The 25,129-nt window shown below is 71.8% G+C and carries 33 protein-coding genes and 1 pseudogene; 13 read left to right on the top strand and 21 right to left on the bottom strand.

Annotation, left to right across the window (positions count from 1 at the left end; translation table 11 throughout):
- Window positions 1-14: 14 nt before the first annotated feature.
- Window positions 15-764, bottom strand: coding sequence for a PIG-L family deacetylase (locus tag ABZ297_RS26740; protein ID WP_355351206.1), 750 nt, complete (start codon window positions 762-764; stop codon window positions 15-17).
- Window positions 765-1,022: 258 nt separating this feature from the next.
- Here ABZ297_RS26740 and ABZ297_RS26735 point away from each other — a divergent pair, with 258 nt between their 5' ends.
- Window positions 1,023-1,424: a hypothetical protein gene (locus ABZ297_RS26735; protein WP_355351204.1), complete on the top strand. Its 402-nt coding sequence runs from the start codon at window positions 1,023-1,025 to the stop codon at window positions 1,422-1,424.
- 82 nt (window positions 1,425-1,506) lie between these two features.
- On the opposite strand, the gene rpmF is transcribed toward ABZ297_RS26735, so the two are convergent.
- The 5 genes from rpmF to rpmG are packed head-to-tail and all read right to left on the bottom strand — an operon-like array spanning window position 1,507 to window position 2,618.
- A complete protein-coding gene (gene rpmF, locus ABZ297_RS26730; RefSeq protein WP_355351202.1) occupies window positions 1,507-1,674 on the bottom strand; it encodes a 50S ribosomal protein L32 in 168 nt (55 codons plus the stop codon).
- A 2-nt stretch (window positions 1,675-1,676) separates the two neighbouring features.
- Window positions 1,677-1,976, bottom strand: coding sequence for a 30S ribosomal protein S14 (gene rpsN / locus ABZ297_RS26725; protein ID WP_355351200.1), 300 nt, complete (start codon window positions 1,974-1,976; stop codon window positions 1,677-1,679).
- Window positions 1,976-2,212 (bottom strand): 50S ribosomal protein L28, encoded by a 237-nt coding sequence (gene rpmB / locus ABZ297_RS26720; RefSeq protein WP_355351197.1) that lies wholly within the window; start codon window positions 2,210-2,212, stop codon window positions 1,976-1,978. The genes rpsN and rpmB overlap by 1 nt, the downstream gene beginning before the upstream one ends.
- On the bottom strand, window positions 2,212-2,457 hold the full coding sequence (locus tag ABZ297_RS26715; protein ID WP_355351195.1) for a type B 50S ribosomal protein L31: 246 nt from the start codon (window positions 2,455-2,457) through the stop codon (window positions 2,212-2,214). Before ABZ297_RS26715 ends, rpmB begins: the two co-directional genes overlap by 1 nt.
- Entirely contained in the window at window positions 2,454-2,618 is a 165-nt protein-coding gene (rpmG, locus tag ABZ297_RS26710) for a 50S ribosomal protein L33 (protein ID WP_355351193.1), read from the bottom strand. Before rpmG ends, ABZ297_RS26715 begins: the two co-directional genes overlap by 4 nt.
- Before the next feature lie 73 nt (window positions 2,619-2,691).
- Between rpmG and ABZ297_RS26705 the strand changes: the two genes are divergently transcribed.
- The 3 genes from ABZ297_RS26705 (at window position 2,692) to ABZ297_RS26695 (ending at window position 5,490) form a co-directional block, all read left to right on the top strand.
- Entirely contained in the window at window positions 2,692-3,834 is a 1,143-nt protein-coding gene (locus tag ABZ297_RS26705) for a GTP-binding protein (protein ID WP_355351191.1), read from the top strand.
- Window positions 3,831-4,064, top strand: a complete 234-nt coding sequence (gene rpsR / locus ABZ297_RS26700) for a 30S ribosomal protein S18 (RefSeq protein ID WP_355351189.1) — start codon at window positions 3,831-3,833, stop codon at window positions 4,062-4,064. The genes ABZ297_RS26705 and rpsR overlap by 4 nt, the downstream gene beginning before the upstream one ends.
- 214 nt (window positions 4,065-4,278) lie before the next feature.
- Window positions 4,279-5,490, top strand: a complete 1,212-nt coding sequence (locus tag ABZ297_RS26695; RefSeq protein ID WP_355351187.1) for a low temperature requirement protein A — start codon at window positions 4,279-4,281, stop codon at window positions 5,488-5,490.
- Between the two features lie 57 nt (window positions 5,491-5,547).
- On the opposite strand, the gene ABZ297_RS26690 is transcribed toward ABZ297_RS26695, so the two are convergent.
- Window positions 5,548-5,727, bottom strand: a complete 180-nt coding sequence (locus tag ABZ297_RS26690; RefSeq protein ID WP_355351185.1) for a hypothetical protein — start codon at window positions 5,725-5,727, stop codon at window positions 5,548-5,550.
- Window positions 5,728-5,995: 268 nt separating this feature from the next.
- Between ABZ297_RS26690 and ABZ297_RS26685 the strand changes: the two genes are divergently transcribed.
- Genes ABZ297_RS26685 through ABZ297_RS26675 form a run of 3 tightly spaced genes read left to right on the top strand, consistent with a single transcriptional unit; the run spans window position 5,996 to window position 7,995 of the window.
- Window positions 5,996-6,748, top strand: a complete 753-nt coding sequence (locus ABZ297_RS26685; RefSeq protein ID WP_355351183.1) for an SDR family oxidoreductase — start codon at window positions 5,996-5,998, stop codon at window positions 6,746-6,748.
- Between the two features lie 38 nt (window positions 6,749-6,786).
- The gene (locus ABZ297_RS26680; RefSeq protein ID WP_355351181.1) at window positions 6,787-7,179 is read left to right on the top strand and encodes a cupin domain-containing protein; all 393 of its coding nucleotides are present in this window, start codon (window positions 6,787-6,789) and stop codon (window positions 7,177-7,179) included.
- A gap of 27 nt (window positions 7,180-7,206) precedes the next feature.
- Window positions 7,207-7,995, top strand: coding sequence for an SDR family oxidoreductase (locus ABZ297_RS26675; RefSeq protein ID WP_355351179.1), 789 nt, complete (start codon window positions 7,207-7,209; stop codon window positions 7,993-7,995).
- Here the strand turns inward: ABZ297_RS26675 and ABZ297_RS26670 are convergent.
- Together ABZ297_RS26670 and ABZ297_RS26665 are read right to left on the bottom strand one after the other, a co-directional pair.
- Window positions 7,885-8,328, bottom strand: a complete 444-nt coding sequence (locus ABZ297_RS26670) for a DUF4180 domain-containing protein (protein WP_355351177.1) — start codon at window positions 8,326-8,328, stop codon at window positions 7,885-7,887. The genes ABZ297_RS26675 and ABZ297_RS26670 overlap by 111 nt on opposite strands.
- 61 nt (window positions 8,329-8,389) lie before the next feature.
- Entirely contained in the window at window positions 8,390-8,791 is a 402-nt protein-coding gene (locus ABZ297_RS26665) for a helix-turn-helix domain-containing protein (RefSeq protein ID WP_355351175.1), read from the bottom strand.
- Between the two features lie 116 nt (window positions 8,792-8,907).
- Between ABZ297_RS26665 and ABZ297_RS26660 the strand changes: the two genes are divergently transcribed.
- Window positions 8,908-9,195 carry an MBL fold metallo-hydrolase gene (locus ABZ297_RS26660; RefSeq protein WP_355351173.1) on the top strand — a complete coding sequence of 96 codons (288 nt, stop codon included), beginning with the start codon at window positions 8,908-8,910 and terminating at the stop codon, window positions 9,193-9,195.
- A gap of 14 nt (window positions 9,196-9,209) precedes the next feature.
- Here the strand turns inward: ABZ297_RS26660 and ABZ297_RS26655 are convergent, their stop codons facing one another.
- From ABZ297_RS26655 to ABZ297_RS26640, 4 genes are read right to left on the bottom strand one after another with little or no spacing between them, the layout of a single operon-like run.
- Complete coding sequence (locus tag ABZ297_RS26655; protein WP_355351171.1) at window positions 9,210-9,932, bottom strand: SRPBCC domain-containing protein; 723 nt, start codon at window positions 9,930-9,932, stop codon at window positions 9,210-9,212.
- 2 nt (window positions 9,933-9,934) lie between these two features.
- Window positions 9,935-10,507, bottom strand: coding sequence for a helix-turn-helix domain-containing protein (locus tag ABZ297_RS26650; protein WP_355351169.1), 573 nt, complete (start codon window positions 10,505-10,507; stop codon window positions 9,935-9,937).
- A gap of 46 nt (window positions 10,508-10,553) precedes the next feature.
- On the bottom strand, window positions 10,554-11,786 hold the full coding sequence (locus ABZ297_RS26645; protein ID WP_355351167.1) for a sigma-70 family RNA polymerase sigma factor: 1,233 nt from the start codon (window positions 11,784-11,786) through the stop codon (window positions 10,554-10,556).
- On the bottom strand, window positions 11,783-12,127 hold the full coding sequence (locus tag ABZ297_RS26640; protein WP_355351236.1) for a YciI family protein: 345 nt from the start codon (window positions 12,125-12,127) through the stop codon (window positions 11,783-11,785). Before ABZ297_RS26640 ends, ABZ297_RS26645 begins: the two co-directional genes overlap by 4 nt.
- 203 nt (window positions 12,128-12,330) lie before the next feature.
- Between ABZ297_RS26640 and ABZ297_RS26635 the strand changes: the two genes are divergently transcribed.
- Complete coding sequence (locus ABZ297_RS26635; RefSeq protein WP_355351165.1) at window positions 12,331-13,458, top strand: winged helix DNA-binding domain-containing protein; 1,128 nt, start codon at window positions 12,331-12,333, stop codon at window positions 13,456-13,458.
- Window positions 13,459-13,523: 65 nt separating this feature from the next.
- Here ABZ297_RS26635 and add read toward each other — a convergent pair whose 3' ends face one another.
- From add to ABZ297_RS26605, 6 genes and pseudogenes are all read right to left on the bottom strand, one after another.
- Complete coding sequence (add, locus tag ABZ297_RS26630; protein WP_355351163.1) at window positions 13,524-14,468, bottom strand: adenosine deaminase; 945 nt, start codon at window positions 14,466-14,468, stop codon at window positions 13,524-13,526.
- 66 nt (window positions 14,469-14,534) lie between these two features.
- Window positions 14,535-15,320 carry an SDR family oxidoreductase gene (locus tag ABZ297_RS26625; protein ID WP_355351161.1) on the bottom strand — a complete coding sequence of 262 codons (786 nt, stop codon included), beginning with the start codon at window positions 15,318-15,320 and terminating at the stop codon, window positions 14,535-14,537.
- Between the two features lie 46 nt (window positions 15,321-15,366).
- Window positions 15,367-15,930, bottom strand: coding sequence for a helix-turn-helix domain-containing protein (locus tag ABZ297_RS26620; protein ID WP_355351159.1), 564 nt, complete (start codon window positions 15,928-15,930; stop codon window positions 15,367-15,369).
- 86 nt (window positions 15,931-16,016) lie between these two features.
- A pseudogene (locus tag ABZ297_RS26615) lies at window positions 16,017-16,955 on the bottom strand (RNA polymerase sigma factor); the annotation flags it as partial.
- Window positions 16,956-17,268: 313 nt separating this feature from the next.
- Window positions 17,269-18,699, bottom strand: a complete 1,431-nt coding sequence (locus ABZ297_RS26610; RefSeq protein WP_355351157.1) for a wax ester/triacylglycerol synthase family O-acyltransferase — start codon at window positions 18,697-18,699, stop codon at window positions 17,269-17,271.
- Window positions 18,700-18,759: 60 nt separating this feature from the next.
- Window positions 18,760-19,815 (bottom strand): winged helix DNA-binding domain-containing protein, encoded by a 1,056-nt coding sequence (locus ABZ297_RS26605; protein WP_355351155.1) that lies wholly within the window; start codon window positions 19,813-19,815, stop codon window positions 18,760-18,762.
- Between ABZ297_RS26605 and ABZ297_RS26600 the strand changes: the two genes are divergently transcribed.
- A complete protein-coding gene (locus ABZ297_RS26600) occupies window positions 19,793-20,005 on the top strand; it encodes a hypothetical protein (protein WP_355351153.1) in 213 nt (70 codons plus the stop codon). The genes ABZ297_RS26605 and ABZ297_RS26600 overlap by 23 nt on opposite strands.
- Before the next feature lie 32 nt (window positions 20,006-20,037).
- Window positions 20,038-21,009 carry a tyrosine-type recombinase/integrase gene (locus ABZ297_RS26595; protein WP_355351151.1) on the top strand — a complete coding sequence of 324 codons (972 nt, stop codon included), beginning with the start codon at window positions 20,038-20,040 and terminating at the stop codon, window positions 21,007-21,009.
- An 87-nt stretch (window positions 21,010-21,096) separates the two neighbouring features.
- Here the strand turns inward: ABZ297_RS26595 and ABZ297_RS26590 are convergent, their stop codons facing one another.
- Window positions 21,097-21,690 carry a TIGR03086 family metal-binding protein gene (locus tag ABZ297_RS26590; RefSeq protein ID WP_355351149.1) on the bottom strand — a complete coding sequence of 198 codons (594 nt, stop codon included), beginning with the start codon at window positions 21,688-21,690 and terminating at the stop codon, window positions 21,097-21,099.
- A 134-nt stretch (window positions 21,691-21,824) separates the two neighbouring features.
- Complete coding sequence (locus ABZ297_RS26585) at window positions 21,825-22,421, bottom strand: TetR family transcriptional regulator (RefSeq protein ID WP_355351147.1); 597 nt, start codon at window positions 22,419-22,421, stop codon at window positions 21,825-21,827.
- Between the two features lie 160 nt (window positions 22,422-22,581).
- Here ABZ297_RS26585 and ABZ297_RS26580 point away from each other — a divergent pair, with 160 nt between their 5' ends.
- Together ABZ297_RS26580 and ABZ297_RS26575 are read left to right on the top strand one after the other, a co-directional pair.
- Window positions 22,582-24,540 (top strand): AAA family ATPase, encoded by a 1,959-nt coding sequence (locus ABZ297_RS26580; RefSeq protein ID WP_355351145.1) that lies wholly within the window; start codon window positions 22,582-22,584, stop codon window positions 24,538-24,540.
- A 105-nt stretch (window positions 24,541-24,645) separates the two neighbouring features.
- The gene (locus tag ABZ297_RS26575; RefSeq protein WP_355351143.1) at window positions 24,646-24,978 is read left to right on the top strand and encodes a hypothetical protein; all 333 of its coding nucleotides are present in this window, start codon (window positions 24,646-24,648) and stop codon (window positions 24,976-24,978) included.
- The last annotated feature ends 151 nt before the right edge of the window (window positions 24,979-25,129 follow it).

The following is a 25,129-nucleotide window of genomic DNA, read 5'->3' as shown; positions in this document are numbered from 1 at the left end:
GCCACCTGGGCGGTTCAGAAGGCGTCCCGCAGGCCGCCGGGGGCGGTGTCGCGGCGGATGTACCACTCGGTGGCCAGCAGCCGGTCGCGCTGGGCCTGCGGGAGGGCCGCCAGCATCGTCATGGTGGAGCCGCGCTCGATCTCCGACTCGTGGGCCAGGAGCGCGGCCCACTTGCGGTCGGCCCACGGCTTGACGTCCAGCGTGGTGTCGATCTGGTCGTCGGGGACCCCTGGGAGCGTCCCCGTCGCGGCGGTGCCGAACAGCTCCTCCCAGATCTCCGTGACGAGGGAGCGCGGCACGGTCGCCATCGCCAGGGCGCGGGGCCGCCACGGGTCGCCGTCGTAGAGCTGCTCGTAGCCGGCCGCCTCGACGGCGGCCAGCGTCAGGCGGTGCACGTGCAGGTGGTCCGGGTGGCCGTAGCCGCCGTACCCGTCATAGGTGACCACCACGTCGGGACGGAACTCCCTGATGTGCCCGACCAACCGCCCCACCGCCTCGTCGAACGGCGCGTCGAGGAGGCGGGGGGCGCCCGGCGCGGACTCGGTGCCGCGCGCCTCGGCGTAGCCCAGCAGCCGGGGGGCGCCCGCGCCGAGGATGGCCAGCGAGCGCTCCAGCTCCTCGGCCCTGCGCGTGCCCTCCGCCCAGGTGCAGGTGACGACCGCCGTCCTGGCTCCGGCGTCGGCGTAGCGGGCCAGGGCGCCGCCCGTCCAGATCGCCTCATCGTCAGGGTGCGCGTGCACGCACAGCAGGCTCAGATCCGCCATCGTCCCTCCCCGATCCAGGCATGATCAAATGCCGCACATCGTACAGCGCACGCGCGTCCCGCACCGGCCTGCCGCCCCTGCGAGGTCAGGTCGCCGGCGAGAGTGACGCCGTCCAGCGGGGGACCGTCGCAGGCGGCCAGGCAAGATCCGTGGGTGTCGTTCCGCGTCCATGCGCCCAGACGCGTGTGATCATTCAGTTACCGACAGTGAGGGGGTGATGCGCACTCCGTCACGTGGACCCATCTTTTGGAGACATCCATGCCTTCTGCCGCCTTCACGACGATCGTCGCCGCATCGGCGCTGGTCGCCGGAGCCGCGGTCTCGGTCGCCGTTCCCGCCCTGGCCGCCATCGGCGGCGCCCACACCCCTGGGGCACGCGCCGCCGCCTCCGTCAACGCCGACGGAACCGTCGTGCGCTCCACCGGCGTCACCTCCGTCCGCAAGATCGCCACCGGCCAGTACTGCATCGAGCTCGACCCTGACATCAACGCCGCCAAGGCCGTTCCCGTCGCCACCAAGCGCTGGGGCGCCCACTGGGATGCCAGCGTGTTCGTCAGCCCCGACGGCTCAGCGTGCGGCGACCCCGCCCGGAACGTCTTCATCGGAACCGGCCGACCCTCGCACGCCTTCGACACCCCGTTCCACGTCGTCGTCGACTGACCCCCACCCCCTCCCGCCCCAAACCGGGGTCGCCCGCTGCGGTCCAGGCACTCCGCGGCGGGCGCCCCGGCGCGCGGTCATCTCATCGAGCGGCGATGAGCCCCCGCTGGTAGGCGCGGACGAGACGTCGAGGGACCAGCAGGTCCCGCCCGTTCACGGTGATCGGGACGAGGTCGGGCACGGCCGCCTTCCACTGACTGCGGCGGTGCCGCGTGTTGCTGCGCGAGGTCCTGCGCTTGGGCACGGCCACGGCTACCAGCTCGCCTTCGTGACGCCGGGGAGCTCGCCTCGGTGGGCCATCTGCCGGAACCGGATCCGGGACAGCCCGAACCTGCCGAGGTGGCCACGAGGCCGCCCGTCGACGGAGTCGCGGTTGCGCACGCGGGTCGCGCTGGCGTCACGCGGCTGCCGGCCCAGTTCCCGTACGGCGTCCGCCCGCCGTTCCGGCGTGCCGGTGCGGATGATCTCCTTGAGCTCGGCTCGCCGCTCGGCATGGCGGGCCACGACGGCCTTGCGTCGCTCGTTGGCCGCGATCTTGCTCTTCTTGGCCATCAGACGCTCTCCCCTCGGGCGCGGATCTGGGCGATGGCCTTCTCGATGCCGATCTTGTCGACGGTCCTGATCGCCCGGGCACTGAGCGTCAGCCGGACGAAACGGCCCTCGCTCGGCACCCAGTAGCGACGGTTCTGGATGTTGGGGTTCCACCGCCGCCGGGTGCGGCGGTGGGAGTGGGAGACGTTGTTGCCGAAGACCGGCCTGACGCCGGTGAGCTGGCAGTGGGCGGACATCAGTTCCTTCCGTAGCGCTGGTTGAACCGCTCGACGCGGCCGGCGGTGTCGAGGACGCGGCTGCGACCGGTGTAGAAGGGGTGACTCGCGGAGGAGACGTCGACGTCGACCACCGGATAGGTGTTGCCGTCGACCCACAGAACGGTCTTGTCGCTGGTGATCGTGGATCGGGTGAGGAACGCGAAGTCCGCACCCGGGTCCCGGAAGACGACCGGGTGGTAGTCGGGGTGGACGCCCTTCTTCATCGCTCCTCCCGGAACAGCACGTGCCGGCGGACGGTCGGGTCGTACTTGCGCAGCGTGAGCCTGTCGGGGTCGTTGCGCCGGTTCTTCGTGGTCACGTAGGTGTAGCCGGTCCCGGCGGTCGATCGGAGCTTGATCACCGGGCGGAGCTCATTTCTGGCCAAATCGGATCCTTTTCCGTAGCGAAGATGTGCCATGATAACGACAACGGTTTTCATTTCTGCAACTGGAGGGTCCGTGTCCACCCCCGTCGTCCTCGTCGCCGGCCTGCACGCCTCGGCCCGCACGGCAACCGTCGACCGGCTGTTGGAGGAGCACTCCGGATCGGTCGCGATCCACCACGACCTGCGCGCGGTCACGCTGGATCGCGTCCGCCGAGTCGTCCGTGACAGAACGGGCACGCTCGACGTGAGCGAGGTGCGGCTCGCACACGGCTGCGTCACCTGCACCGTCCGCGAGGACCTGCTCCCACAGCTCGTACGGCTGGCGCACACCGCCACGCTGCTGGTCGTCGACCTGTGGGACTCGGTCGAGCCCCGCTCGGTGGCCGAAGCGGTCGACTGCGACGATGCCCGGGACGTCCTGCGGCTGACGTCCGTGCTCACCGCGCTGGACGCCGAGCACATGCCCGTCGACATCACCCGCGGCGACCGCCTGTCCGAAGCCGGCAAGCAGGCGGCGCGCGGCGACCAGCGGTACCTGTCAGAGGTCCTCGCCCGCCAACTGGAGTACGCCACCGGGCTGGTCCTGCACGGCGACGACGAGGAGGACGCCGAGCTCTCCCGGGCGGTGCTCGCCCACCTCGCTCCGGTCACGCCGATTCACCCGGTCACCGCGCTGCCCCGCCTCACCGGCGCCGCGCTGTGCACCGCGGAGCTGGCCGAACGCGTCGACCCCGGCACCGCCCAGCTCCCGTGCGACGCCCAGGACGACGAGATCACCACGGTGGTGTGGCGCCGCGTCCGTCCGCTGCACCCCACCCGCCTGTTCGAGGCCGTGGACGAGCTGGTCACCTCCTCGGTCCGCTCGCGCGGCCGGTTCTGGCTGGCCACCGCGCACGAGCGGCTGCTCGCCTGGGACGCGGTCGCGGGAGTCGTCTCGGTGGAGGACGCCGGCCCCTGGCTGGCCGCACTGCCCGAGGCCGCCTGGGAGACGGTCTCCCCCGCCCGCCGGATGGCCGCCTCCCTGGACTGGCGCCCGATAACCGGCGACCGCGTCCAGCACCTGGTCTTCACCGGCCCCGACCTCGACCGCGAACGCATCCACGACCTGCTCGACTCCTGCCTGCTCACCCGGGAGGAGGAGCGGGCCGGCCCCGACACCTGGGCCCGCTACGACGACCCGTTCGCCCCCATCCTCGACCTGAAGGAGATCGCATGAAGCCCCGCAGGACCCCGCGCAAGAAGGGCAACCCGCTACGCGGCGTCGGCTACATCGGCTACAAGGACACCGACCTGCTGCGCAGGTTCATCTCCGATCGCGGCAAGATCCGCAGCCGCCGTGTCACCGGCGTCTCCGTGCAGCAGCAACGGCAGCTGGCCCGGGCGATCAAGAACGCTCGCGAGATGGCACTACTCCCGGCGGCCCCCACCTCCCCCGAAAGGACCTGACGACATGAACACGGCTTTCGACGTGGTGGTGGGCGGAGGCCCGCGGGGCTGAACGCCGCCCTGGTGTCCGGCCGGCGTAGGGGCGGGAGCGATCTTGGTGCCGCGTTGTCACAGGTCGGTATGCTGACCTGTCTTTCAGACGGACCGGACGTTGCGCAGCGACAGGAGCCAGACCTTGCCACCAGCCGGCACCACCAGCCGAATCCGAGTCCGGATGAGCGCTCGCCCCATCGACGAGCCGCACCGCGTTTCGAGCCAGCTCGAGCTGCTGTTCGACCTCACCTTCGTGGTCGCGGTCGCCAGCGTCACCGCCCAGCTCGCGCACAGCGTCGCCGGCGGTCACGGCCTCACCGGGCTGGTCCCGTTCCTCCAGGTGTTCTTCACGATCTGGTGGGCGTGGATGAACTTCACCTGGTTCGCCTCGTCCTACGACACCGACGACGTGGCCTACCGGCTGCTGACCATGGTGCAGATGGCCGGCGTGCTGGTCCTGGCCGCCGGTGTGCCCGCCGCGGCCGGTCACTCCGACTACGGAATCGTCACCCTGGGCTACGTCATCATGAGGCTCGGGCTCGTCGCCCAATGGCTGCGAGCCGGTCTCGAAGACCCAGCCGGCCGTCGCACCGCGCTGCGCTACGCCGCCGGTATCAGCCTCGTGCAGATGGGCTGGCTGCTTCGCTTCTTCCTCGCGGCGACGGGCGCCCTGCCGTCATCGTTGGAGCTGCCGTCCTTCGCCTGCCTGGTCGTCCTGGAACTCGCGGTGCCATGGTGGGCGGAGCGGGCCAGGGCCACCAACTGGCACCCGCACCACATCGCCGAACGCTACGGCCTGTTCACGATCATTCTGCTCGGTGAGAGCGTCCTCGCCGCCAGCAGAGGAGTCCAAGGAGCACTCGAAACGGGCGAGATCAGCGGTCCCTTCATCGTCATCGCTGTCTCCGGCCTCGTCCTGCTGTTCGCTCTTTGGTGGCTGTACTTCCTCATCCAGGCCGGTGAGGGCCTCAGTGACCGCCGCCATCGGTCCTTCCTGTGGGGGTACGGCCACTACGGCATCTTCGCGGCCCTCGCCGCCCTCGGCGCCGGGCTCGAGGTCGCAGTCGAGCAGAGTGGGCACAAGGTGGCGGCGGCACCACTGGCACTTGGCTACGCCGTCGCCATCCCGGTCGGTACGTATCTCGCCCTCCTGTGGGCGGTACACGCGCTTGTCGTCACAAAGCCCGTCATCCATCCCGCCGCGGTCCTGGGCTGCGTCACCGTCATCTTGCTGCTGCCACTCGCGACGCCCCAGGTCGGCGTGGCCGCTGCGGTCGCGGCGATCACGGCCATCAGCGTCCTGCTGGTCGCCGTCACGATCGCGACCGCAGTCGTCGGGGCCCGCGCAGGAGCGCGCCCTGGCCCGCAGCCCTCCAGCTCTGGCGGATCGTGAAGCAGTCCGCACCACGGGAGTACGCGAACACCAAGGACGGCGCAACCTGGTAAAGGATCATGGGCCATGCGTGGCTTGCGGCGAGTCATGCCCGGTGGACACCGCGGTGAGCTTGGCTGGGTTCATCATCCGCTGTTCCAGCGCGGTCAGGTCGCCGGAGCGGGCGGCGGCGACGAAGGCGGTCAGCAGCCTGCGTTGTTCGGCTCCGGTCACGGACGTGCGGCGTTCGACGAGCACCCGCTTGCGAGCCCGGCTGACGAGCTGGCGTACCGCCGGCTCGTTGAGCCGGACGATTCCTGTCGGTTGCTCGCGGAGCTCGGCCGTAAGTAAACCACACGCCCCGACCGGTTTCGGGCGACCTCCTTCTCTTGTCGCAGGTCAGTGGGTACGTCTAGTGCTGACTTCAAAAGAATTTCACCGCGGTTGTCACAAGCCCGGAGGCTGCCCTGTCTTAGCTGGCGACCGGCGGGCAACAGGTGGCCCCGGCGGAGAAGGAAGGCTTGTCGTGAAGATCGTAGTAATCGGCGGGACCGGGCTGATCGGGTCGAAGCTGGTGGCGAAGCTGGGCGAGCACGGTCACGAGGCGGTGGCGGCGTCGCCGAACACCGGCGTCAACACCCTCACCGGCGAAGGCCTGGCCGAGGTGCTGACAGGCGCCTCAGTGGTGATCGACGTGTCGAACTCCCCGTCCTTCGAACCCGCCGCGGTACTGAGGTTCTTCGAGACCTCCACCCGCAATCTGCTCAGCGCGGAGAAGGCGGCCGGCGTCGGTCACCACGTGGCGCTGTCGGTGGTGGGGACCGAGCGGATGCCCGAGAACGGCTACTTCCGGGCGAAGATCGCGCAGGAGCAGCTGATCGAGAAGTCGGGGCTCCCGTTCTCGCTCGTGCACGCGACGCAGTTCTTCGAGTTCGTGCGCGGCATCGCGGACGAGGCCACGGACGGCGACACGGTGCGGATCGCACCGGTGCTGTTCCAGCCCATCGCAGGTGAGGAGGTAGCGCAGGCGGTCGGCCGGGTCGCGGTGGGGCAGCCGCTGAACGGCCGGGTCGAGGTGGGTGGGCCCGAGCAGTCCCGGATGGACGAGTTCTTCCGCGACGCCCTGGCCGCCTGGGGCGACCCGCGCACGGTGGTCACCGACCCGCAGGCGCGCTACTTCGGCAGCGTGCCGGGCGAGCGGACGCTGGTGCCGGGTGACGGCGCCACCCTCGGCAAGATCCGCTACCGCGACTGGCTCGGCCGGACCGCCGCCGAGTAGCCGCGCATCGCTCACTTCAGATCATGAAAGGTAGTTCCATGCCGGAGAACGATCCAGCCGCCCCCGGCCCCAAGCCGAGATCGACCGTGTGGCAGACGGCGCTCACGGTGCTGCAGGAGGTCGAGCCTCCGTTCATTCCGGCGGGGGCGCACTCGATGACCGTGGTCGTCGAGTATCCGCCCGGTGACCCCGGGGCGCCGCCGCACCGCCATCCCGGCCCCGCTTTCGGCTATGTCCTGGAGGGCGAGATGCTGATGGAGCTGGACGTCCTGGTCGCCGTCGACCCGCTGGCCCACCTCACGCTGCCTCTGCGGCGCGGTGGCAACCCCTGCGACCTGACGCGGGCCCCTCACCTGGAAAACGGCGAAAAACTTCTGCCGCACGTGTCGATCCGCACGCTCCCGGAGCGACGCGTTGATGAATGCGCGTAACGACACGTCGATACCAGGAGAATGACCATGTTGCTCGAGAACAAGAACGCGATCATCTACGGCGCCGGCGGCTCGCTGGGCGGCGGCATCGCGAAGACCTTCGCCACGGAGGGCGCCACGGTCTTCCTCGCCGGACGGACCCGCGACAGCCTCGAACGGGTGGCCAAGGAGATCGCCGAGGCAGGCGGCCAGGCGGAGGTCGCCGTGCTCGACGCCCTCGACGAGCAGGCCGTTGACGAGCACGCCAGGGCCGTGGTCGCCCAGGCGGGCAGCATCGACGTCTCGTTCAACCTCGTGACCAGGGGCGACGTCCAGGGAATCCGGCTGGTCGAGATGGCGGTGGCCGACCTGCTCCGGCCGGTCACGACCGGCCTCACCGCGAACTTCATCACCGCGAGGGCCGCCGCCCGGCAGATGATCCAGCAGGGCTCGGGCGTCATCCTGGCGCTCGACAGCGGGTCCGCCCACGCCAGCCCGATGATGGGCGGCACCGGCCCGGCCGACGGGGCGCTCGACAGCTTCGTCCGCAACCTGGCGATGGAGATCGGCCCGCAGGGGGTGCGGGTGCTGGGCATCTACACGGCCGGGGTGCCGGAGTCGCTCACGCCGGAGAGGCTCGCCGCCGTGAACAGCGAGATGGTCTTGGACGAGGCCGGGCTCCAGGGGCTGATCGCGCAGCTCGACAGCATGCGGATGACCCGCAAGTCACCCACCCTGCCGCAGGTCGCGACCACGGCCGCGTTCCTGGCCTCCGACCACGCCGCCGCCATCACCGGCACCTTCGTCAACGTGACCAGCGGCACCTTCCCTGGCTGACAGCCGCCGTTCCAGCTCCTCGAGGTCGGCGACGAACCAGGTCTCCCTGCCGCGGTCGGCCTCCAGGACCCAGGCGCGGAACGACTCGCTCGCCGCGACGTGCTCCGAGACGTCCCCCACGATGGCCAGGCCGAGCCGGTACACGGCGAACTTCTGCACGATCTCGCCCGCCACCCGGGTGCTCAGCCGCCAGAAGTCGTCGTGCAGCCGCTCGGCGGGGACCGCCACCCAGCGGGCGCGCCGCCCGATGGCCTCGCCGATCAGGTCGAGGGCGTCGCGGTCGGTGCGCAGCCGCTGCCCGACGGGTTCGCAGACGAGGACCTGGTCAAGCATGAGTGTTCTCCTTGAGAGATTCCATGAATGAGGGACTCCATGAGTGGTCGCGGTCGGGCTGCTACTCCCTGACCAGCGCGTCGACGAGGCGGAGGATCTGGGCGGACGTCTCCAGCCCGCCCAGCACGATGATCTTCAGGTTGGCGCGTTCCTCGTCGTAGACCAGTTCCACCCGCACCCCGTGCGGGCCGCGGCCGAGGGAGGCCAGGAGCATGGTGCTCAGCCGGTCCATCTCCTGCCGGGCGATCCCGTCGATGCTCACGATGCTGGACGCCTCGGCATGGGGGGCGTTGACGGGCGCGGGCGTGGGCTGCCCGGTGAACGCCTCCAGATCGCGGGGGGCGATCCGGTACTGCTTGCCGATCTTGACGGCCTTCAACCGGCCGTCGCGCACGTAGTTGCGCACGGTCTTGACGTGGAGCCCGAGGAGGCTCGCCACCTGCTCGACGGTGTACTGTCGCATAACGCCCTCCAAACTACCCTATCCAGGGAGCGATAAGGAGGGTTAGGGAGTCTCGGAGGGAGAGGTCCTGATCGGCCCGTGGCGAAAGCCCTGCCAGCGGGCACGGCTTGCCGCTCATGGACCTCGTCGAGCTACTGCCGACCCTCCACCAGCTGCGCTTCGGCACCGGCAACGCCTACCTGTGGCGCGAGCGCGACGCCCTAACGTTGGTCGACACCGGCGTCTCCGGCTCCGGCGACGACATCAGAGGCGCCATCGAGGCACTCGGCCTCACGCTCGGCGATCTGCGCCAGGTGATCGTGCCCCACGGCCACAACGACCACTGGGGCGCGCTGTCCGAGATCGCCGCCAACGCGACGATCATGGTCCATGGGGCCGACGCCCCCGATTGCGGTCACCCGTAATGTGGGGAATGGGGTCAGCCGAAGAGCTGATCCAGCCAGGCGCGCCAGGCCCGGCCCTGGTCACCGCCACCGGAGAAGAGGTGGTGTGCGGCGACCATCGAGCCGTCGTGCCCCTGCAGGAACCGGTAGAGCGCGTCCGGTGTGCGGACGCCGAGCGCCTGGGCGTTGGCGAAGTACACCACACCCTCGATGGGCGCCAGCCCGGCGGGGGCGAAGCGCACCCGGTCGCCCTCGGACGGCTGCCCAAGCTCGCCGCGGAGCCGGCGCCAGGCGTCCGGCCAGTCCTCGATCTTGGGCGAGAACTCGGTGACGGGGGTCGCGACCCGCCCGGCGAAGTGCGTCAGGTACTCCACCAGCGTGGCGAAGAACATCGCCAGACCGTTGGACATGGCCTCGTACTCGGTCTCCCAGTCGTCGCCCGGCAGGAAGCCGCTGGTCACCATGCGCACCACGGTGCTGCCCCGGCGGCGGCCCTCGACGAGGAACTCGTAGGCGACAAACCGGCCGTCATCGGCCCTGCCGCTGGTGTGCGCGAAGCGCGACCCGGGTTCGGACGCGGTGACCGTGGACTCCGGAAGGGCGAACCCCCCGAAGACCGTGCGGACGACGCCGTCGGCCACCTCGTTGCGGCCCATGAACCACGAGTCGATGCCCGGCCCGGTGGAGATGGCCTCCCACACCTCCTCGGGGGTCGCCTCGACGGTGGCCTCCTGCGGAAGCTCGAACTCGTGGCCCACGCTCAGCGCTCCTTCTTCACCGCCGGGTGCACGGCGACGATCACCCGGTGATCGCGCCCGCCCTCGGCGTCCTCGTCGTGGTACTTGCTGACCAGCCTGGTGACGGCGTCGGCCAGCTCCTCGGCGAACGCCGCACGGTCGGCGACCGAGGCGAAGCGTACCTCGCCGGCGATGGCGAACGTCGCCACCCGCTTGCGGGCCTTGGCCGCCCCCGTGATCAGCGCCCCGACGTCGCGTACGAGCTGGGCGGCGAGCGCGAGCAGCCAGCCCGCCGACAGCCGGTCGGGCGACCGGCCGGGGTCGGGCGCGACGGCGTCGAGCGCGACCGGGGAGATCACGAAGGACGCGGCCGTGGCCTGCATCACCCGCTCGGTGACGTTGCCCTTCTTGCGCTCCTCGACCAGCTCCACCAGGCCGTACTTCTCCAGCGTGCGCAGGTGGTAGTTCACCTTCTGCCTGGCCAGGCCGACCTTGGCGGCCAGCGTGGTGGCCGAGCCCGGCTGCACCAGCTCGGCCAGCAGCCTCGACCGCATCGGGTCGAGCGACGCCTCCGCTGCCGCGGGGTCCTCAATCACCGCCACATCATGCATGCCGCAACGATCTCACCGAAAAAAATACCTGTCAAGAAAGTCTGGCCGCTCGGGTCTCCAGGTAACGCTTTTCCGGCAGGCTCGTGGTGCGGCGTGCCGCCTCACGGTAGCCCGCCGCGGCGGCGTCCAGATCACCGGCCCTCTCCAGCAGGTGCGCGCGCACCGACGCCAGCCGGTGATGCCCGGAGATCCGCTCGTCGGTGGCGAGCTCGTCGAGCAGGTCGAGCCCGGCCTGCGGCCCGTGCACCATGGCCGAGGCCACCGCCTGGTTCAGCCTGACGACCGGATTGTCGTCGAGCCCCGCCAGCACCACGTAGAGCGCCAGGATCTGCGGCCAGTCGGTGTCGGCCGCCGTCGGCGCCTCATCGTGCACGGCCGCGATCGCCGCCTGCAGCTGGTACGGGCCGAGCACGGTGCGCGACAGCGACTCCGTCACCAGCGCGACCCCCTCCGCGATGGCCTGACCGTCCCACAGCCCGCGATCCTGCTCGTCGAGCGGGATCAGCCGCCCCTCCCCGTCGGTGCGCGCCGGGCGGCGTGCCTCCGTGAGCAGCATGAGCGCCAGCAGGCCCGCGACCTCCCCGTCGTCCGGCAGCAGCGGCCGCACCGCCCGGGTCAGCCTGATCGCCTCCTGGGTCAGCTCGGCCCTGTGCAGGTCGGGGCCCGAAGTGGCGGTGTAACCCTCGTTGAAGATCAGATAGAGCACATGCAGCACCACGCGCAGCCGGTCGGCCCGTTCCGGCTCCGGCGGCAGCCGGAACGGCACGCCGGTCGCCTTGATGCGCTGCTTGGCCCGGCTGATGCGCTGCGCCATGGTCGCCTCCGGCACCAGGAAGGCGCTGGCGATCTGCGCCGTCGTCAGCCCGCCGACGGCCCGCAGCGTCAGCGCGAGCTGCGAGGCCTGCGACAGCGACGGGTGGCAGCACAGGAAGAGCAGGGTCAGCGTGTCGTCCTGGTCGGGCAGCCGCTCGTCGCCCGGCGCGGGCGAGACGAACGCGTCGGCGGGCTCCTGGGCCGCGACCGTCTCCTCTCTGCGGCGCCGGGCCTGCTCGCTGCGCACCTGGTCGGTCATCCGCCGCCCGGCGACCGTGATCAGCCAGGCGCGCGGGTTGTCGGGCAGGCCCTGCTTCGGCCACTGCACCGCCGCGTCGAGCAGGGCCTCCTGCACGGCGTCCTCGCAGGCGTCGAACTGGCCGTAGCGGCGCACGAGCACGCCGAGGACCTGCGGCGTCAGCTCGCGCAGCAGCTCCTCGACGGCGGTCACTCCGCGACCTCGTCGATGATCGGCCGCACCTCCATCGCGCACAGCCTCGCGTCGGGCCAGCGTGCGGCGATGTCGGTGGCCCGCTCGAGGCTGTCGCACTCGACGATCAGGTACCCGGCCAGGTACTCCTTGGCCTCCAGGAACGGGCCGTCGGTGACGGCGGGAACGCCGTCGCGCACCCGGACCGTCCTGGAATCGGCGGGCTCGGCCAGCGCCTGGCCGCCGACCAGCTCTCCGGACTCCGACAGCTCCTTCATCAGCGCGTCGACCTCGCTCATCACCTCGTCCACGGTGTCGGCGACGACCTGCTTGGAGGCGGGGTTGCTGTAGATCAGCAACATGTACTTCACGATGGCTCCTCGTCATCCTGTTCGAGTCGGAGCCGGTGGCGGCCTCCCGACGTGCCAAGACTCCCTATTGTCACCCGCCGCTCAGAGCACCGACGCAGCTCAGCGGGGACGGGGCGACGCGGCCGGAGGCTCCAGTCAGCGAGGCGGCGCCATCGCGGAAGCAACCTTTCCGCGATACCCCCTAGAGTGCCGACATGGTCGAAGTGACGTGGTCCCAAGTCAGTGCGAGGCGGCTGGAGCGGCAGGCTCTCGACGTCCCCTCCGAGCAGAGCAGTCCCGCCGGCATCGTGGCGGCCATGTGCGGCGCGCACGCACAGGTGCTGTCGGCGGCCGAGCTGTCGGTCGGGCTCCGCCTCGGCGGCGCCACCAGGACGCACGTGCGCGAGGCGCTGTGGAACGAGCGCACGCTGATCAAGACGCACGGGCCGCGCGGCACCGTGCACCTGCTGCCCACCCGCGACCTGCCGATGTGGGTGGACGTGCTGTCGTCCGTGCAGGCCACGCCCGCGGCCTCCTCCCCGTCCGTCCGGCTGACGCCCGACCAGACGGACGAGGTGGTCGAGGCGATCCGCAAGGTGGTGGACGGAGTGGAGCTGACGATCGACGAGCTGAGCGAGGCCGTCGTCGCCGCCACCGGGCCGTGGGCGGGAGACCTGGTCCTGCCCGCGTTCCAGGGCATGTGGCCGCGCTGGCGGACGGCGCACGCCACGGCGGCGCACCGGGGCGCGTTCGTGTTCGGCAGGAACCGGGGCCGCAAGGTCACCTACACGAGCCCGCCGCCCGGCCTCCCACCGGTGGGAAGCCGGGACGAGCTCGTCCGGCGGTACCTGACGGCGTACGGGCCCGCGACGCCCGAGCAGTTCGCCCAGTGGCTGGGCACGCCCGTCAGGTTCGCCAGGGAGCTCTTCGAGGCGGCCTGCCTGGAGGAGGTGCTGTTCGAGGGTGAGCCCGCCTGGGTGGTGGCGGGCGACACCGCGTTTCCGCAGGAACCCCCGAGGGGCGTGCGGCTACTGCCGTACTTCGACGCCTACGTCGTCGCGGGCCGGCCGCGCGAGCGGCTCTACCCTGGCGCGGCCGCCCGGCGGGCGCTGGCGGGGGGCCAGGCGGGCAACCATCCCGTGCTGCTCGTGGACGGCGTCGTGGCCGGGGTCTGGCACCAGCGCCGCTCGGGCACGAAGATCGAGGTCACCGTCGAGCCGCTGCGCGACCTCACCCCCGCCCAGCTACGCGAGCTGGACGAGCAGGTGGAGCGCGTCGGGGCGATCCTGGAGGGCAGGCCACGGCTCACCATCGGCACCGTCACCGTGGGCGCGCACGCCTAGCCGTTCGCCGGCCGGCCCCGCGTGCCACCCGCTGCGCCGCCCTCACCGGCTGACCCGGTCTCCCGTCACTGGGCGAGCCACCGGGCCACGTCGGCGCGCAGGGCGCTCTTCAGGGCCGGCGGGGCGAACGAGGCGTCGATCGAGGCCGTGGCCAGTTCGGCCAGGACCGTGTCGTCGTAGCCGAACACCTCGCGAACCCGCGCGTACTCGTCCGCGAGCGCCGTCTCGCCGTCGGTGTTGAGGGTGACGGCGAGCCCGGACGCGCGCAGCAGCGGCAGCGGGTGCTCCGCCAGCGACGGGACGAGGCTGAGCAGGACGTTCGAAGTGGGGCAGACCTCCAGCGGCAGGCCGCGCTCCCGCACCTCGGCGACCAGGTCGGGGTCGTCCAGGACGCGGATGCCGTGCCCGAGCCGTTCGGTGTGCCCGACGGTGATGGCCTCGCGGATGCTGTCGGGTCCGGCGGCCTCGCCGGCGTGGTGCACCAGGTGCAGCCCGGTGTCCCTGGCGGTGTCCAGCACCTCGGCGAACGGCGCCAGCGGGTGGCTCTCGTCGCCCGCCAGCCCGATCCCGATCACCTCGTCGTGGCGGGCGGCGAGCTTGAACGTCTCCCACAGCCGTTCGACGGGGCGCCGCCGCGAGTGGTCCAGCAGCACCCGGCACTCGATCCCGTACCGTTCGGCCCCCTCGGCCAGCCCCTCCAGCACCCCTTCGAGCGGCATCTCCATGTCGCCGACCCGCTCGCCGTGCGAGGCGGCGGTGAACATGACCTCCGTGTACCGGGTGCCCTGGGCCGCCTCGTCCTCGCAGAACTCCAGCGCCACCCGCCTGAAGTGCTCGCGGGTGCGCAGCAGCCCGCGCACGAGCGCGCGGTGGTCGGCGAACTCGCGGAAGGTGGCGAACGTCCCCTGCCGCTCCGGTGGCCCACCCAGTTCGCGCTGAGTGCCGGGCCGCACGGTGCTCTCCAGGTGGACGTGCAGGTGCGCCTTGGGCAGAAGCCGAACATCTCTCACGCGTGCACCTTAGAGGCATTCCGGACGGCCGGCATCTCGATTTCGGCCTGTCCGGCGTGGGCCCGGTCAGGCGGAGGCACCGCCGTCGAGGACGAGGTCCTGGCCGACGGCGAAGCCGGCCCCGTCGGAGGCGAGCCAGAGGACGGCGCTGGTGATCTCGTCGAGGCTGCCGACCCGCCCCGCCGGGTTCTGCTCCTTCATCCGGACGGCACGCTCGGCCACGCTCTCGCCGGGATGCAGGGACATCGGCGTGTCGTGCGGGCCGGGGCTGACGGTGTTGACGCGGATGCCGTCGCCGACGCACTCGAGCGCGGCCGTGCGGCTCAGCGCGGTGACCGCCGCCTTGGACGCGGCGTACGCGCCCAGCCCGGGGATGCGCTTGTGCGCGCCGATGTTGGAGCTGACGTTGACGATGACACCGCCGCCCGCCTGGCGCATGGCGGCGATCTGGTGCTTCATGGCCAGGAAGACGCCGGTCGTGTTCACCTCGAACACCCGGGTCCACTCGCTCTCGGGCAGGTCCGCGACCTCGCCGAAGGTGAACGTCCCCGCGTTGTTGACGGCGATGTCCAGGCGGCCGTGCCGGTCGACGATCCGCTGGACGAGGCTCGCCACGTCGGCGGTGTCGGTGACGTCCACGGTGATCGCCTCGGCGCGACCGCCCTCGGCCTCGATCAGCTTGACCGTCTCCTCCAGCGGCCCGTGACCGCGGCCCGCCACGATCACGGTCGCGCCTTCGCGGGCGAAGCCGAGCGCCACGGCGCGCCCGATGCCGGAGCCGCCGCCTGTTACCAGGGTGATCCTGCCGGTGAAGCTCGCCGGCTTGTTGCTCATCATTTCAAGAACGCTCATTCCAGTATTAGACGACAGATCAGCATGAGACGACAGAAAGGGCGGCTCAGACGAGCAGCCTCAGGGCTTGGCGGGTGGCGTCGCGGAGCCTGGCGGGATCGGGGGAGCCCTTGGCCATCAGCCGCAGCCCCTGCAGGAAGACGAGCACGAACCGGGCCAGCTGACGGGGGTCGCCGTCGAGCTCGCCCAGCGCCCGCGCCCTGATCAGCGCCGACGTCAGCGCGCCCTCCAGCTCCGCCCAGTTGTTCTCGACGAACCGCGCCACCGTGTGGTCGCGCGGCAGCAGCTCGCCCGCCGCATTGACGATCATGCATCCGCGCTGGTCGGCGAGCGCCTCCTCGGTGTAGCTCTCGACCAGGGCGCGCACCGCCGGCAGCGCGGGCCCCGGCTGGGAGAGCAGTTCGATGGGCCCGCGCCCGTCGAGGTAGCGCCGCAGGGTGCGCAGGTACAGCTCGTGCTTGCCGCCGAAGGTCGCGTACAGGCTGGCCCGGCCGATGCCCAGATGTGCCACCAGGTCGGCCATGGACGTCGCCTCGTAGCCGCGCTCCCAGAACAGCTCCAGCGCCTTGTCGAGCGCCGCGTCGGGGTCGAACTCCTTGCTCCTTGCCACACCCAGGAGCTTAGAGCAGTCTGGAACGAGCGGTCAAATATCCGGGCGCACAGCTGCCCGGCAGGGATGCCGGGCAGGGCGGGCGGTCAGCTCAGGTAGTCGCGCAGGGTCAGGGCCCTCGACGGGTGGCGGAGCTTGGACATCGTCTTGGCCTCGATCTGGCGGATGCGCTCACGGGTGACCCCGTAGACGCGGCCGATCTCGTCGAGGGTCATCGGCTTGCCGTCGCTCAGGCCGTACCGCATCGTGATGACGCCGGCCTCGCGCTCGGTGAGGTCGTCGAGCAGGGCGCGCAGCTGCTGCTGGAGCAGCGTGAAGGAGACCGCGTCGGCCGGGGACACGGCCTCGGTGTCCTCGATGAGGTCGCCGAACTCGCTGTCGCCCTCCTCCCCCAGCGGGGTGTGCAGGGAGATCGGCTCGCGGCCGTAGCCCTGCACCTCGATGACCTTGTCGACCGGCAGCTCGGTCTCGGCGGCGATCTCCTCCGGCGTCGGCTCGCGCCCGAGGTCGCCCTGCAGGCGGCGCTGCGTGCGCACCACCTTGTTGATCATCTCGACCATGTGGACGGGGATGCGGATCGTGCGGGCCTGGTCGGCCATGGCCCGGGTGATGGCCTGCTTGATCCACCAGGTGGCGTAGGTGGAGAACTTGTAACCGAGCCGGTAGTCGAACTTCTCAATGGTGCGGATCAGCCCCAGGTTGCCTTCCTGGATCAGGTCGAGGAAGAGCATGCCGCGGCCGGTGTAGCGCTTGGCGATCGACACCACCAGCCGCAGGTTGGCCTCCAGCATCCGCTCCTTGGCGCGCACCCCGTCGTCGGCGATCCACTCCAGGTCGGCGCGCAGCTCGCCGGGCAGGTCGTCCTCGGTCTCGAGGCGCGCCTTGGCGAAAAGGCCCGCCTCGATGCGCTTGGCCAGCTCGATCTCCTGCTCGGCGGTGAGCAGCGGCACCCGCCCGATCTCTTTCAGGTACGTCTTCACCGAGTCGGCGCCGAGGGCCACCCCACCGTCGGCGACGCTGTCGTCCAGTTCGAGAACCTCTGCTACGTGCGACAACTGAGCACTCTCCTCACTCGGGTAGGAGCCAACCCGGGAACTCGCGAAAAGTTCGGGCGTCTGAGCATCGGCACCTTGGGCTTGGGGGCACGGGCGTGGCGGGACCGGGTAAGCCGTCTCTGACCAAGCTACCCAACGGTGGGCGGTGCGTAGCCTCCCGCGGCCCCCGATCGGCGGCCCGGTCGGCCGGCTCCGCCATCACCTGCTCGGAGAGCGGATGGAAGGGCCGGATGACCAGTACGCCGTCCCCAAGGTGCCACATGCCACCGACAGTTCTGTCGAACTATTGCGGCAGGTTCTCTTCCGCGATCAGCAGGTCGTCGAGGGCCTCCCGCAGGTCTCCGGCGAGCTCCCACGCGTCGGGCACCATCTTCCTGTCGGTGACCACGCCGATGTCGAGCGAGCCGTCGTAGGAGAAGGCGGTGATGTTCACGCCGCCGCTGACGTCCGTGATCACCGAGACCGGGTAGTGGGTCAGCAGCCGCGCGCCGCACACGTACAGCGGGAACTGCGGGCCCGGCACGTTGGAGACGGCCACGTTGATGGGCGGCGCGGTCTGCCCGACCAGCCCGAACGCCGACCTGGACGCCAGCCCCATGAGGGCGGCGGGCATGGACTCGCTGAACTCGCGCAGCCACCGGGCCGGGGCCAGCGCGAACCTGTCCTTGATCCGCTGCATCGCCTCCCGCACCTGGTGCAGCCGCTCGACGGGGTCGTCCACGTGGACGGCGAGCGGCGCGGTCATGAAGGCCACCTGGTTGCCGGGGCCGTCCTCCCCCACGGCGCGCAGCGAGAACGGCACCCCGGCGACCAGTGGCTGCTGCGGGACACCGCCGTGCGCGGCGAGCCAGCGTCGCAGCGCTCCCGCGCACACGGCCATGACCACGTCGTTGACGGTCACGCCGAAGCCCTTGCGGACCCGCTTGACCTCGTCCAGCGGCAGCGAGACGAACGCGAAACGGCGGTGCGCGGAGATCGGGCCGCTGAACGGCGTGCGCGGAGCGGGCAGCGCCGGCAGGTCGGGCGCCCGCCCCGACCCGGCGACCCTGCGGGCCAGCCCGGCCACGACGCCGCTGCCGGGGACCCAGGACACGACGGGGATCTCGTCCAGGTGCGGCATGGCCCTGGCGGCGAACCGCAGCGCCTGGGCCGGATTGCCCGCCAGCCTGGCCAGGCCGCGGGCCAGCATCTCCGCCCTGCCGGGCGGGGGCGCGTCGTGCTCCGGCTCCTCCGCCGGGGGCGGGGCGGGCGTGGGGCCCATGTCGAGCAGCGCGGCCAGCACGTCGGCGCCCCCGATCCCGTCGACGGCCGCGTGGTGGATCTTGGTGTAGAGGCCCATGCGCCCGCCGGACAGGCCGTGGATCAGGTAGATCTCCCACAACGGGTGCGACCGGTCGAGGCGGCGGGCGTGCAGCCGGGAGACCTGCTCGGCGAGCTGGTGGTCGTCACCGGGCGGCGGCAGGCCGATCTCGCGGACGTGGTAGTCGAGGTCGAGGTCGTCCTCCTGCTCCCAGTACGGGTGGTCGAGGCCGAGCGGCACCGGCGCGAGCTTGCGGCGCAGCGCGGGCACGTACGGGAGCCGCTGTTCCAGCAGGGCCTGCAGGTCGGCGCGGTTGAGATCCCCCTCCAAGATCGCCAGGCCGGCGATGTTGGCGATGTTGGTCGCCGTCTCGAAGTGGAGGAACTGCGCGTCCAGGGCGGTCAGCTGCGGCATTGCTCACACCTCCGCCCCGAACAAACCAGACTCAGCTCACCACTTCAAGTGCCCACCACTTCAAGGGCCCACCACTTCGAGGGTGCGGGCCGGCGCGTCGGGCTCGGCGAAGGCCAGCAGGGCCATGCCCTCCTCCTCCAGTTCGTCCAGCGCGACGGGGGTGAAGGGGGTGAGGAGCAGGGTGGCCTTCTTCGCGGTGCGCTTGATCTGCCACGTTCCGGCCACGAAGCCGTCGACCAGGTAGGTGGCCCGCACGCGCAGGTTCTTGGTGACGACCGCGCCGCGGTGCTCGTCGGCCAGGATCCTGCGGCGGTCGGCGTGGCCGAGGACGAGCGTGTCGAAGTCGGGCAGGAACCTGACGGGGGCGGGCTCGTCGCCGCCCGGCCTGGGGGCGTCCGGCAGGTCGAACAGCTCCCTGCCCGCCTCGTCGGCGACGATCTCGAGGCGGTCGCGCATGCCGTCCAGGACGGGTTTGAGGCCGCTCAGCCCGGACCAGGCCTGCACGTCGGCTGCAGTGGCCGGGCCGAACGCGGCCAGGTACCGCTCGACGAGCCCCTCCAGGCTCGGACGCGGGTCGAGGTCGAGGCCGGGCAGGGCGAAGGCGGAGTCGCGGGGGAAGCTCCAGCGGTCCTCGGTCGGCACCATGACCAGGGGGGTGAGCATGCGGACCGCGTAGCCGAGCGCCCGGTCGTAGGCGTCGGGGAACTCCCGCTGGAGCCGGGGGCGCAGCTCGTTGAACGTGTGCGGCCCCTCCGCCAGCAGCCGGTCGGCGGCGGCCACCACGGCCTCGAAGTCCAGCTCGTCGAAGCGGCGCGCCGCGGCGGCCAGCATCGGCTGCATCAGCGGGCGGAAGGCGGCGAAGTCCGCGGCCGTCACCATGTGCAGGGTGCCCCGGTACAGGGTGGCGCGCACCATCGTGCGCGCGTGCAGCGCCGCGTGCAGGTCGTCGCGCGAGAACCCCTCCAGCCGGGCCCACACGCCCAGGTACGGCGGGCGCGGCTCCTGCGCCTGCAACCCGGCCAGACGGCCGACCACGTCGGCCGGGTCGCCCTTGTGCCGGTGCAGGAGGTGCTGGCGGGCCAGTGTGGCCCGGTTGAGGTCTCGCAGGCTGAGCATCTACACATCATGCACCTCCCCCTCGAATCGTTACGAACTGCCTGGTCGGCGGGCAGGCGCGGTCGTCGCCGAGCTGACGGCCGCGCTGGGCGTCCGTGACTCGGGCAGCGCCGTGCGGGCGGGGCTCGTCCACTACAACGACCGCTCGGACGTGGACCGTCTGCTGGAGGGAGTGGCCCGGCTGGGCTGACCGCGCGCCGCGCGGATCGTAAGATCGTCCGGGTGAGCCTGCCTGCCGTGACGGAGCCGGCCGCGCTGCCGGTCGAACCGGCGCGCGACCCGTACCACGTCTACCTCGACTCGCTGACCAGCCCCGAGTCGCGCCGGACCATGCGCGGCTGCCTCGACAGGCTCGCCCGGCTGCTCACCGGCGACGAGGCGGCCACCGGCGCCGGCCAGCCGTGGCACCTGCTGCGGTACGAGCACACGGTGCGAATCCGGACGATGCTCACCGACCAGGGCTGGTCCGCGGCGTACGTCAACAAGCACCTGGTGGCGCTGCGCCGGGTGCTGAAGGAGTCCTGGCGGCTCGGCCAGACCAGCGCCGAGGACTACGCCCGCGCCTCCGACCTGGCGCCGGTGCGCCAGAGCCGCCTGCCCACCGGGCATCACGTCCCGCCGGAGGTGGTGGGGGCGGCCCTGTCGGCCTGCGACGACTCGCCTGCCGGGGTGCGTGACGCGGCGCTGATCGCCGTCCTGTACTCCACGGGCTGCCGGCGGGCCGAGATCGGCGGCCTGTCGCTGTCCGACTACGACCCGGGGGCCAGGTCGCTGCGGGTGCGCGGCAAGCGCGACAAGGAGCGCCTGGTGTACCTGACCACCGACTCGATCGGGCTGGTGGAGCGGTGGCTGGCGGTCCGCGGCGCCGAGCCGGGCGCGCTGTTCAGCCCGATCAGCAGGGCCGGACGGCTGCGCCGGCGCCACGGCCGCCCCGTCGGGCTGACGGGCCAGGGCATCGCCGACATCCTGGCCCGGCGGCTGGCCGAGGCGGGCGCGTCCCGTCGCACCGCGCACGACTTCCGGCGCACCTTCATCGGCGAGCTGCTGGACGCCGGAGTCGACCTGGCCACCGCGCAGGCCCTGGTCGGGCACTCCTCCCCCGCCACCACGGCCCGCTACGACCGCCGTCCGGAGAAGACCCGCCGCGACGCGGTCGACCGCCTCCGCCTGCCGGCGGCCCGCCCGCTCAGGTGAGCGCGTCCAGCCGCCCCGGACCGCCTGCCTGCGTGCGGGGCTCAGCCGTCTGAGACCGTCTGAGACCGCCTGGCTGCGCGCGGCCTTTCAGTCGGCCGTGGCCGTGGCGGGGCGGCCGAGGCAGGCCGCGAGCCGGTCGATCGCCGGAACGTCGTCGGGCACCGGGGTGGGCGGCGCGAAGGGGCTCCGGTCGGCGGGGATGCCGGCGAGCCGGTCGCGGGTGAACTCCAGCTCGCGCTCGACGATGTCGTCGGGGAAGCGGGGCGCCTGGCCCGTCGCCCGCGCGAGGTCCCAGCCGTGGACCAGCGTCTCGACCATGCGCAGGTGCAGCGCCACGATGCCGGGGGCCGGCCCGATGGGCACCGTGACCTCCCGGTCCAGCACGCCCGGCTGGATGAGCGCGGCCAGCAGCGCGTCGGCGGCGGCGCGGTAGGCGGCGACGGGCTTGTCACCGAGCGCGTCCTCGGCCTGCAGGCGCCGTACGTCCTCGCGGGACAGCTCCTGGCCGCGCAGGATGAAGGCGAACGCGCGGTTGCCGGCGACCAGGTGGTTGACCAGGCGGCGGACGTCCCAGTCGGGGCACGGGGTGGGATCCGCCCACTGCTCGTCCCGGACGGCCGCGACCAGCCGCTCGGTGTCGGCGAGAACCTGGGCGAGCTGCTCTACGGGAGTGGATGTCATCGGATGGACCTCCCAGGACAGCCGGTGGCGTCCGGCTACCGGCGCGGCTTCCGACTCCACGGATCAGGGTAGGCGAAGACGCCGACGATTTCGGGGCAATTGCCGCAGTTGACGCGGACGACCGGCGCGGCTCCTCAAGGGAGCATGGAGAAGGCCCGGTCGGCGGCGCGGACGGCTTCGGGCTCGACCTCCAGCAGCGGGCGGCCGTCCGACAGCGCCTGCCAGTTGCGCCGGGCCAGGACCCGCTGCGCGGCCAGGATCCGCGCCGCCAGCAGGTCGGCCGTGAGGTCGTCGGCCGTCTCGGCGAGCGCGTCGGCGAGGGCGCGCTCGTCCAGCGCCATGTGCTGGAACAGGCGGGCGACCAGGCCTGGCGTGGAGAAGACCATGCGGTGGTAGGCCACCACGTCGGGGTGGTCGTTCAGCCCGGTGACCGGGTCGCGGCGGGCCAGGCCGTCGAGGAAGTGGCGGTGCAGCGCCCGCACGGGGTCCTCGCCGGGGGCCCGCCCTCGCACCACGCGGGCCGCCTCGCCCTGGTGGTCGGCGATGCGGTGCAGGACGAGGTCCTCCTTGGTCGGGAAGTACTTGAACAGCGTCGGCTTGGACACCTGGGCGGCGGCGGCGACCTCGGCGACCGGCACCTCGTCGAAGCCGCGCTCCAGGAAGAGCGCGATGGCCGCCTCGGAGATCGCCTCGTGCACCCGCTGGCGGTGCAGCTGCCGCAGTCCTGTCATGAGGACAGCCTAGCAAATCGTTAACTTGGTTAAGACTTTAATCCAGTTAACCGACAGGCGCGACCGATCTCCGGCGCCTGGAATCGGCCAACGCGACCATCGATCGGAAAGTGTTAACCTGGTTAAAGTCTTAACTGAGTTAACGCTTTCTGGAGGTGCGATGTCCGCGCTCGACGAGGAGAGGCAGTACGTCGAACGGTGCAAGGCGGGGCTGCGCAGGATGCTGGACTCGGCCCGCCACAACGTCATCGTCGGCGAGAGCGTCGCCGGCGACCGCTACAGCGCCGAACGGCTCGGCCGTCACCTCAAGAGCCTGGCCAAGGAGCTGAGCGAGGAGCCGGAAGGGCCGCCGTTCTTCGGCAGGCTCGACTTCGGCCCCGACGCGGCCGACCACCGCGGCCGCGCCTACCACCTCGGCAGGCGGCACATCAGCGGCGAGCACGGCGGCCCGCCCGTCGTGATCGACTGGCGGGCGCCCGTCTCCCGCGCCTTCTACCGCGCAAGCGCCCGCGACCCGCAGGGGGTGGCGGTGCGCCGCCGCTTCGGCTGGCAGGACAACGCGCTCACCGGCTTCGAGGACGAGCGGCTCGGCCAGGGCGAGGAGGGCGAGAGCCGGATCCTGGCCGCGGAGATCGAGCGCCCGCGCGTCGGCCCGATGCGCGACATCGTCGCCACCATCCAGCCCGAGCAGGACGACCTGGTCCGCGCGGAGCTGGAGGAGTCGATCTGCGTCCAGGGCGCGCCCGGCACCGGCAAGACCGCCGTCGGCCTGCACCGGGCCGCCTACCTGCTGTACGCGCACAGGCAGCGGCTGGAACGCGGCGGCGTGCTGGTACTCGGCCCCAACCGGACCTTCCTCGGCTACATCTCCGCCGTCCTGCCCGCCCTCGGCGAGGTGAACGTCGAGCAGACCACCCTCGAACAGCTCCTCGGCGACTCCACCGGCGTGAGCGCGACCGACAGCGAGGCCGCCGCGGCCGTCAAGCACGACGTCCGGATGGCCGAGGTGCTGCGCGGCGCCCTCTACGGCCGGATCCGCGAGCCGGTCGAGCCGGTCACCGTCCCCGACGGCTCCTACCGCTGGCGCGTCCACGAGGACGAGGTGCGCCGCATCGTCGACGACACCCGCCGCGACGCGCCGCCGTACGCGATCGGACGGGAGCGGGTGCGCGCCAGGATCGTCGACGCCGTGCGGCGCCAGGCGGAGGCGCGCGGCGCGACGCCCACCGCCGCCTGGACCCGCAAAGTCGGCAGGGCCGTCACCCCGTTCCTGGACGCCGTCTGGCCGCCGGTCCGCCCCGAGGAGGTCCTGTTCGAGGTGCTGCGCGCGCCCGCCGACGACGGCGTCCTGACCGCCGCGGAACGCGCGGTCATCACCTGGGCCAAGCCGCCGCGCACGCACCGGAGCGCCAGGTGGACGCAGGCGGACCTGGTGCTGCTCGACGAGCTCGCCGGGATGCTGGAACGTCCGCGCGGCTACGGCCACGTCATCGTGGACGAGGCCCAGGACCTGTCGCCGATGCAGTGCCGGGCCGTGGCCAGGCGCAGCGAGCACGGCTCGATCACCGTCCTGGGCGACCTGGCGCAGGGCACCACGCCGTGGGCGGCCAGGTCCTGGCCGGAGCGGCTGGAGCTGCTCGGCAAGCCGAAGGGGCAGGTGATCGCGCTGACGACCGGCTTCCGCGTGCCCGCGGCGGTGGTGGACCTCGCCAACCGGCTGCTGGTCTCGCTGGACGTGGACGTACCCGCCACCCGCTCCTACCGGTCCGACGGCAGGCTGCGCCTCACCCGCGTCGACGGCCTGGAGCGCGGCGTCGTGGACGCGGCACGCGAGGCGCTGGCGTTCGAGGGGTCGATCGGCGTGATCGTCGCGGACGCGGCGGTCGAGCAGCTGACGTCCGCGCTGTGGAACGCCGGCCTCGACGTGGGCGACCGGCTGCGCGTGGTGGGCGCCTCGCTGGCCAAGGGGCTGGAGTTCGACCACGTGGTGGTGGCCGAGCCCGCCGACATCGTGAAGGCCGAGCGGCGCGGACTGAACCGCCTGTACGTGGCGCTCACCCGGGCCGTCTCCCGGCTGGACGTGGTGCACGCCCGCCCGCTGCCTCCCCAGCTCTGCTAACCCGCTCCTGTCGTTCCGCTCGACAGCACGCTCACCTTCGGTGTGTGATGTGACCTAGGTCAACAACGGGCCGCCGCTTCGTGCGTTCCGAGAGGAGCCGAGATCATGTCCTCCCCACAGAATCCGCAGTACGGCGACGACCCGGCGTCCGGCCAGCCGCAATGGTCGCAGCCGCCACCTCCGCCGCCGCCCTACCAGCCGCCGTACCCGCAGCCCCAGCGCCAGGGGGCCCCGGTCCTGTCGATCATCGGGTTCGTCTGCGCGGCGGTGTCGCTGCTGTTCATCCCGATCCTGTTCGGCATCGCCGGGATCGTCCTCGGCATCGTGGGCCACGTCCGCGGCGAGTCGCTGGGCAAGTGGGCCGCGGTCACGTCAGGCATCACCATGGTGCTCGGCATGATCATCGGGTATCTCGTGGTGCGCAGCATGACCGCCTGATCCACCGCTCCCCGGCCTGCCGCTCCGACCCGGGCGGCAGGCCGCGGCGCGGGGGGCGGGGGCGCCGGGGGGGCGCGCGCCCGCCCCCCGCGGGGGGGGGGGGCCGCGGGCCGGGGGGGGCACAAGACAGGGGGGGGGCAAGGGGGGGAGA

It is taken from the genome of Nonomuraea sp. NPDC005983 (assembly GCF_040614375.1).
GTDB lineage: Bacteria > Actinomycetota > Actinomycetes > Streptosporangiales > Streptosporangiaceae > Nonomuraea.
Note: the sequence above shows the minus strand (reverse complement) of the source record. Positions and strands in the feature narration are given on the sequence as shown.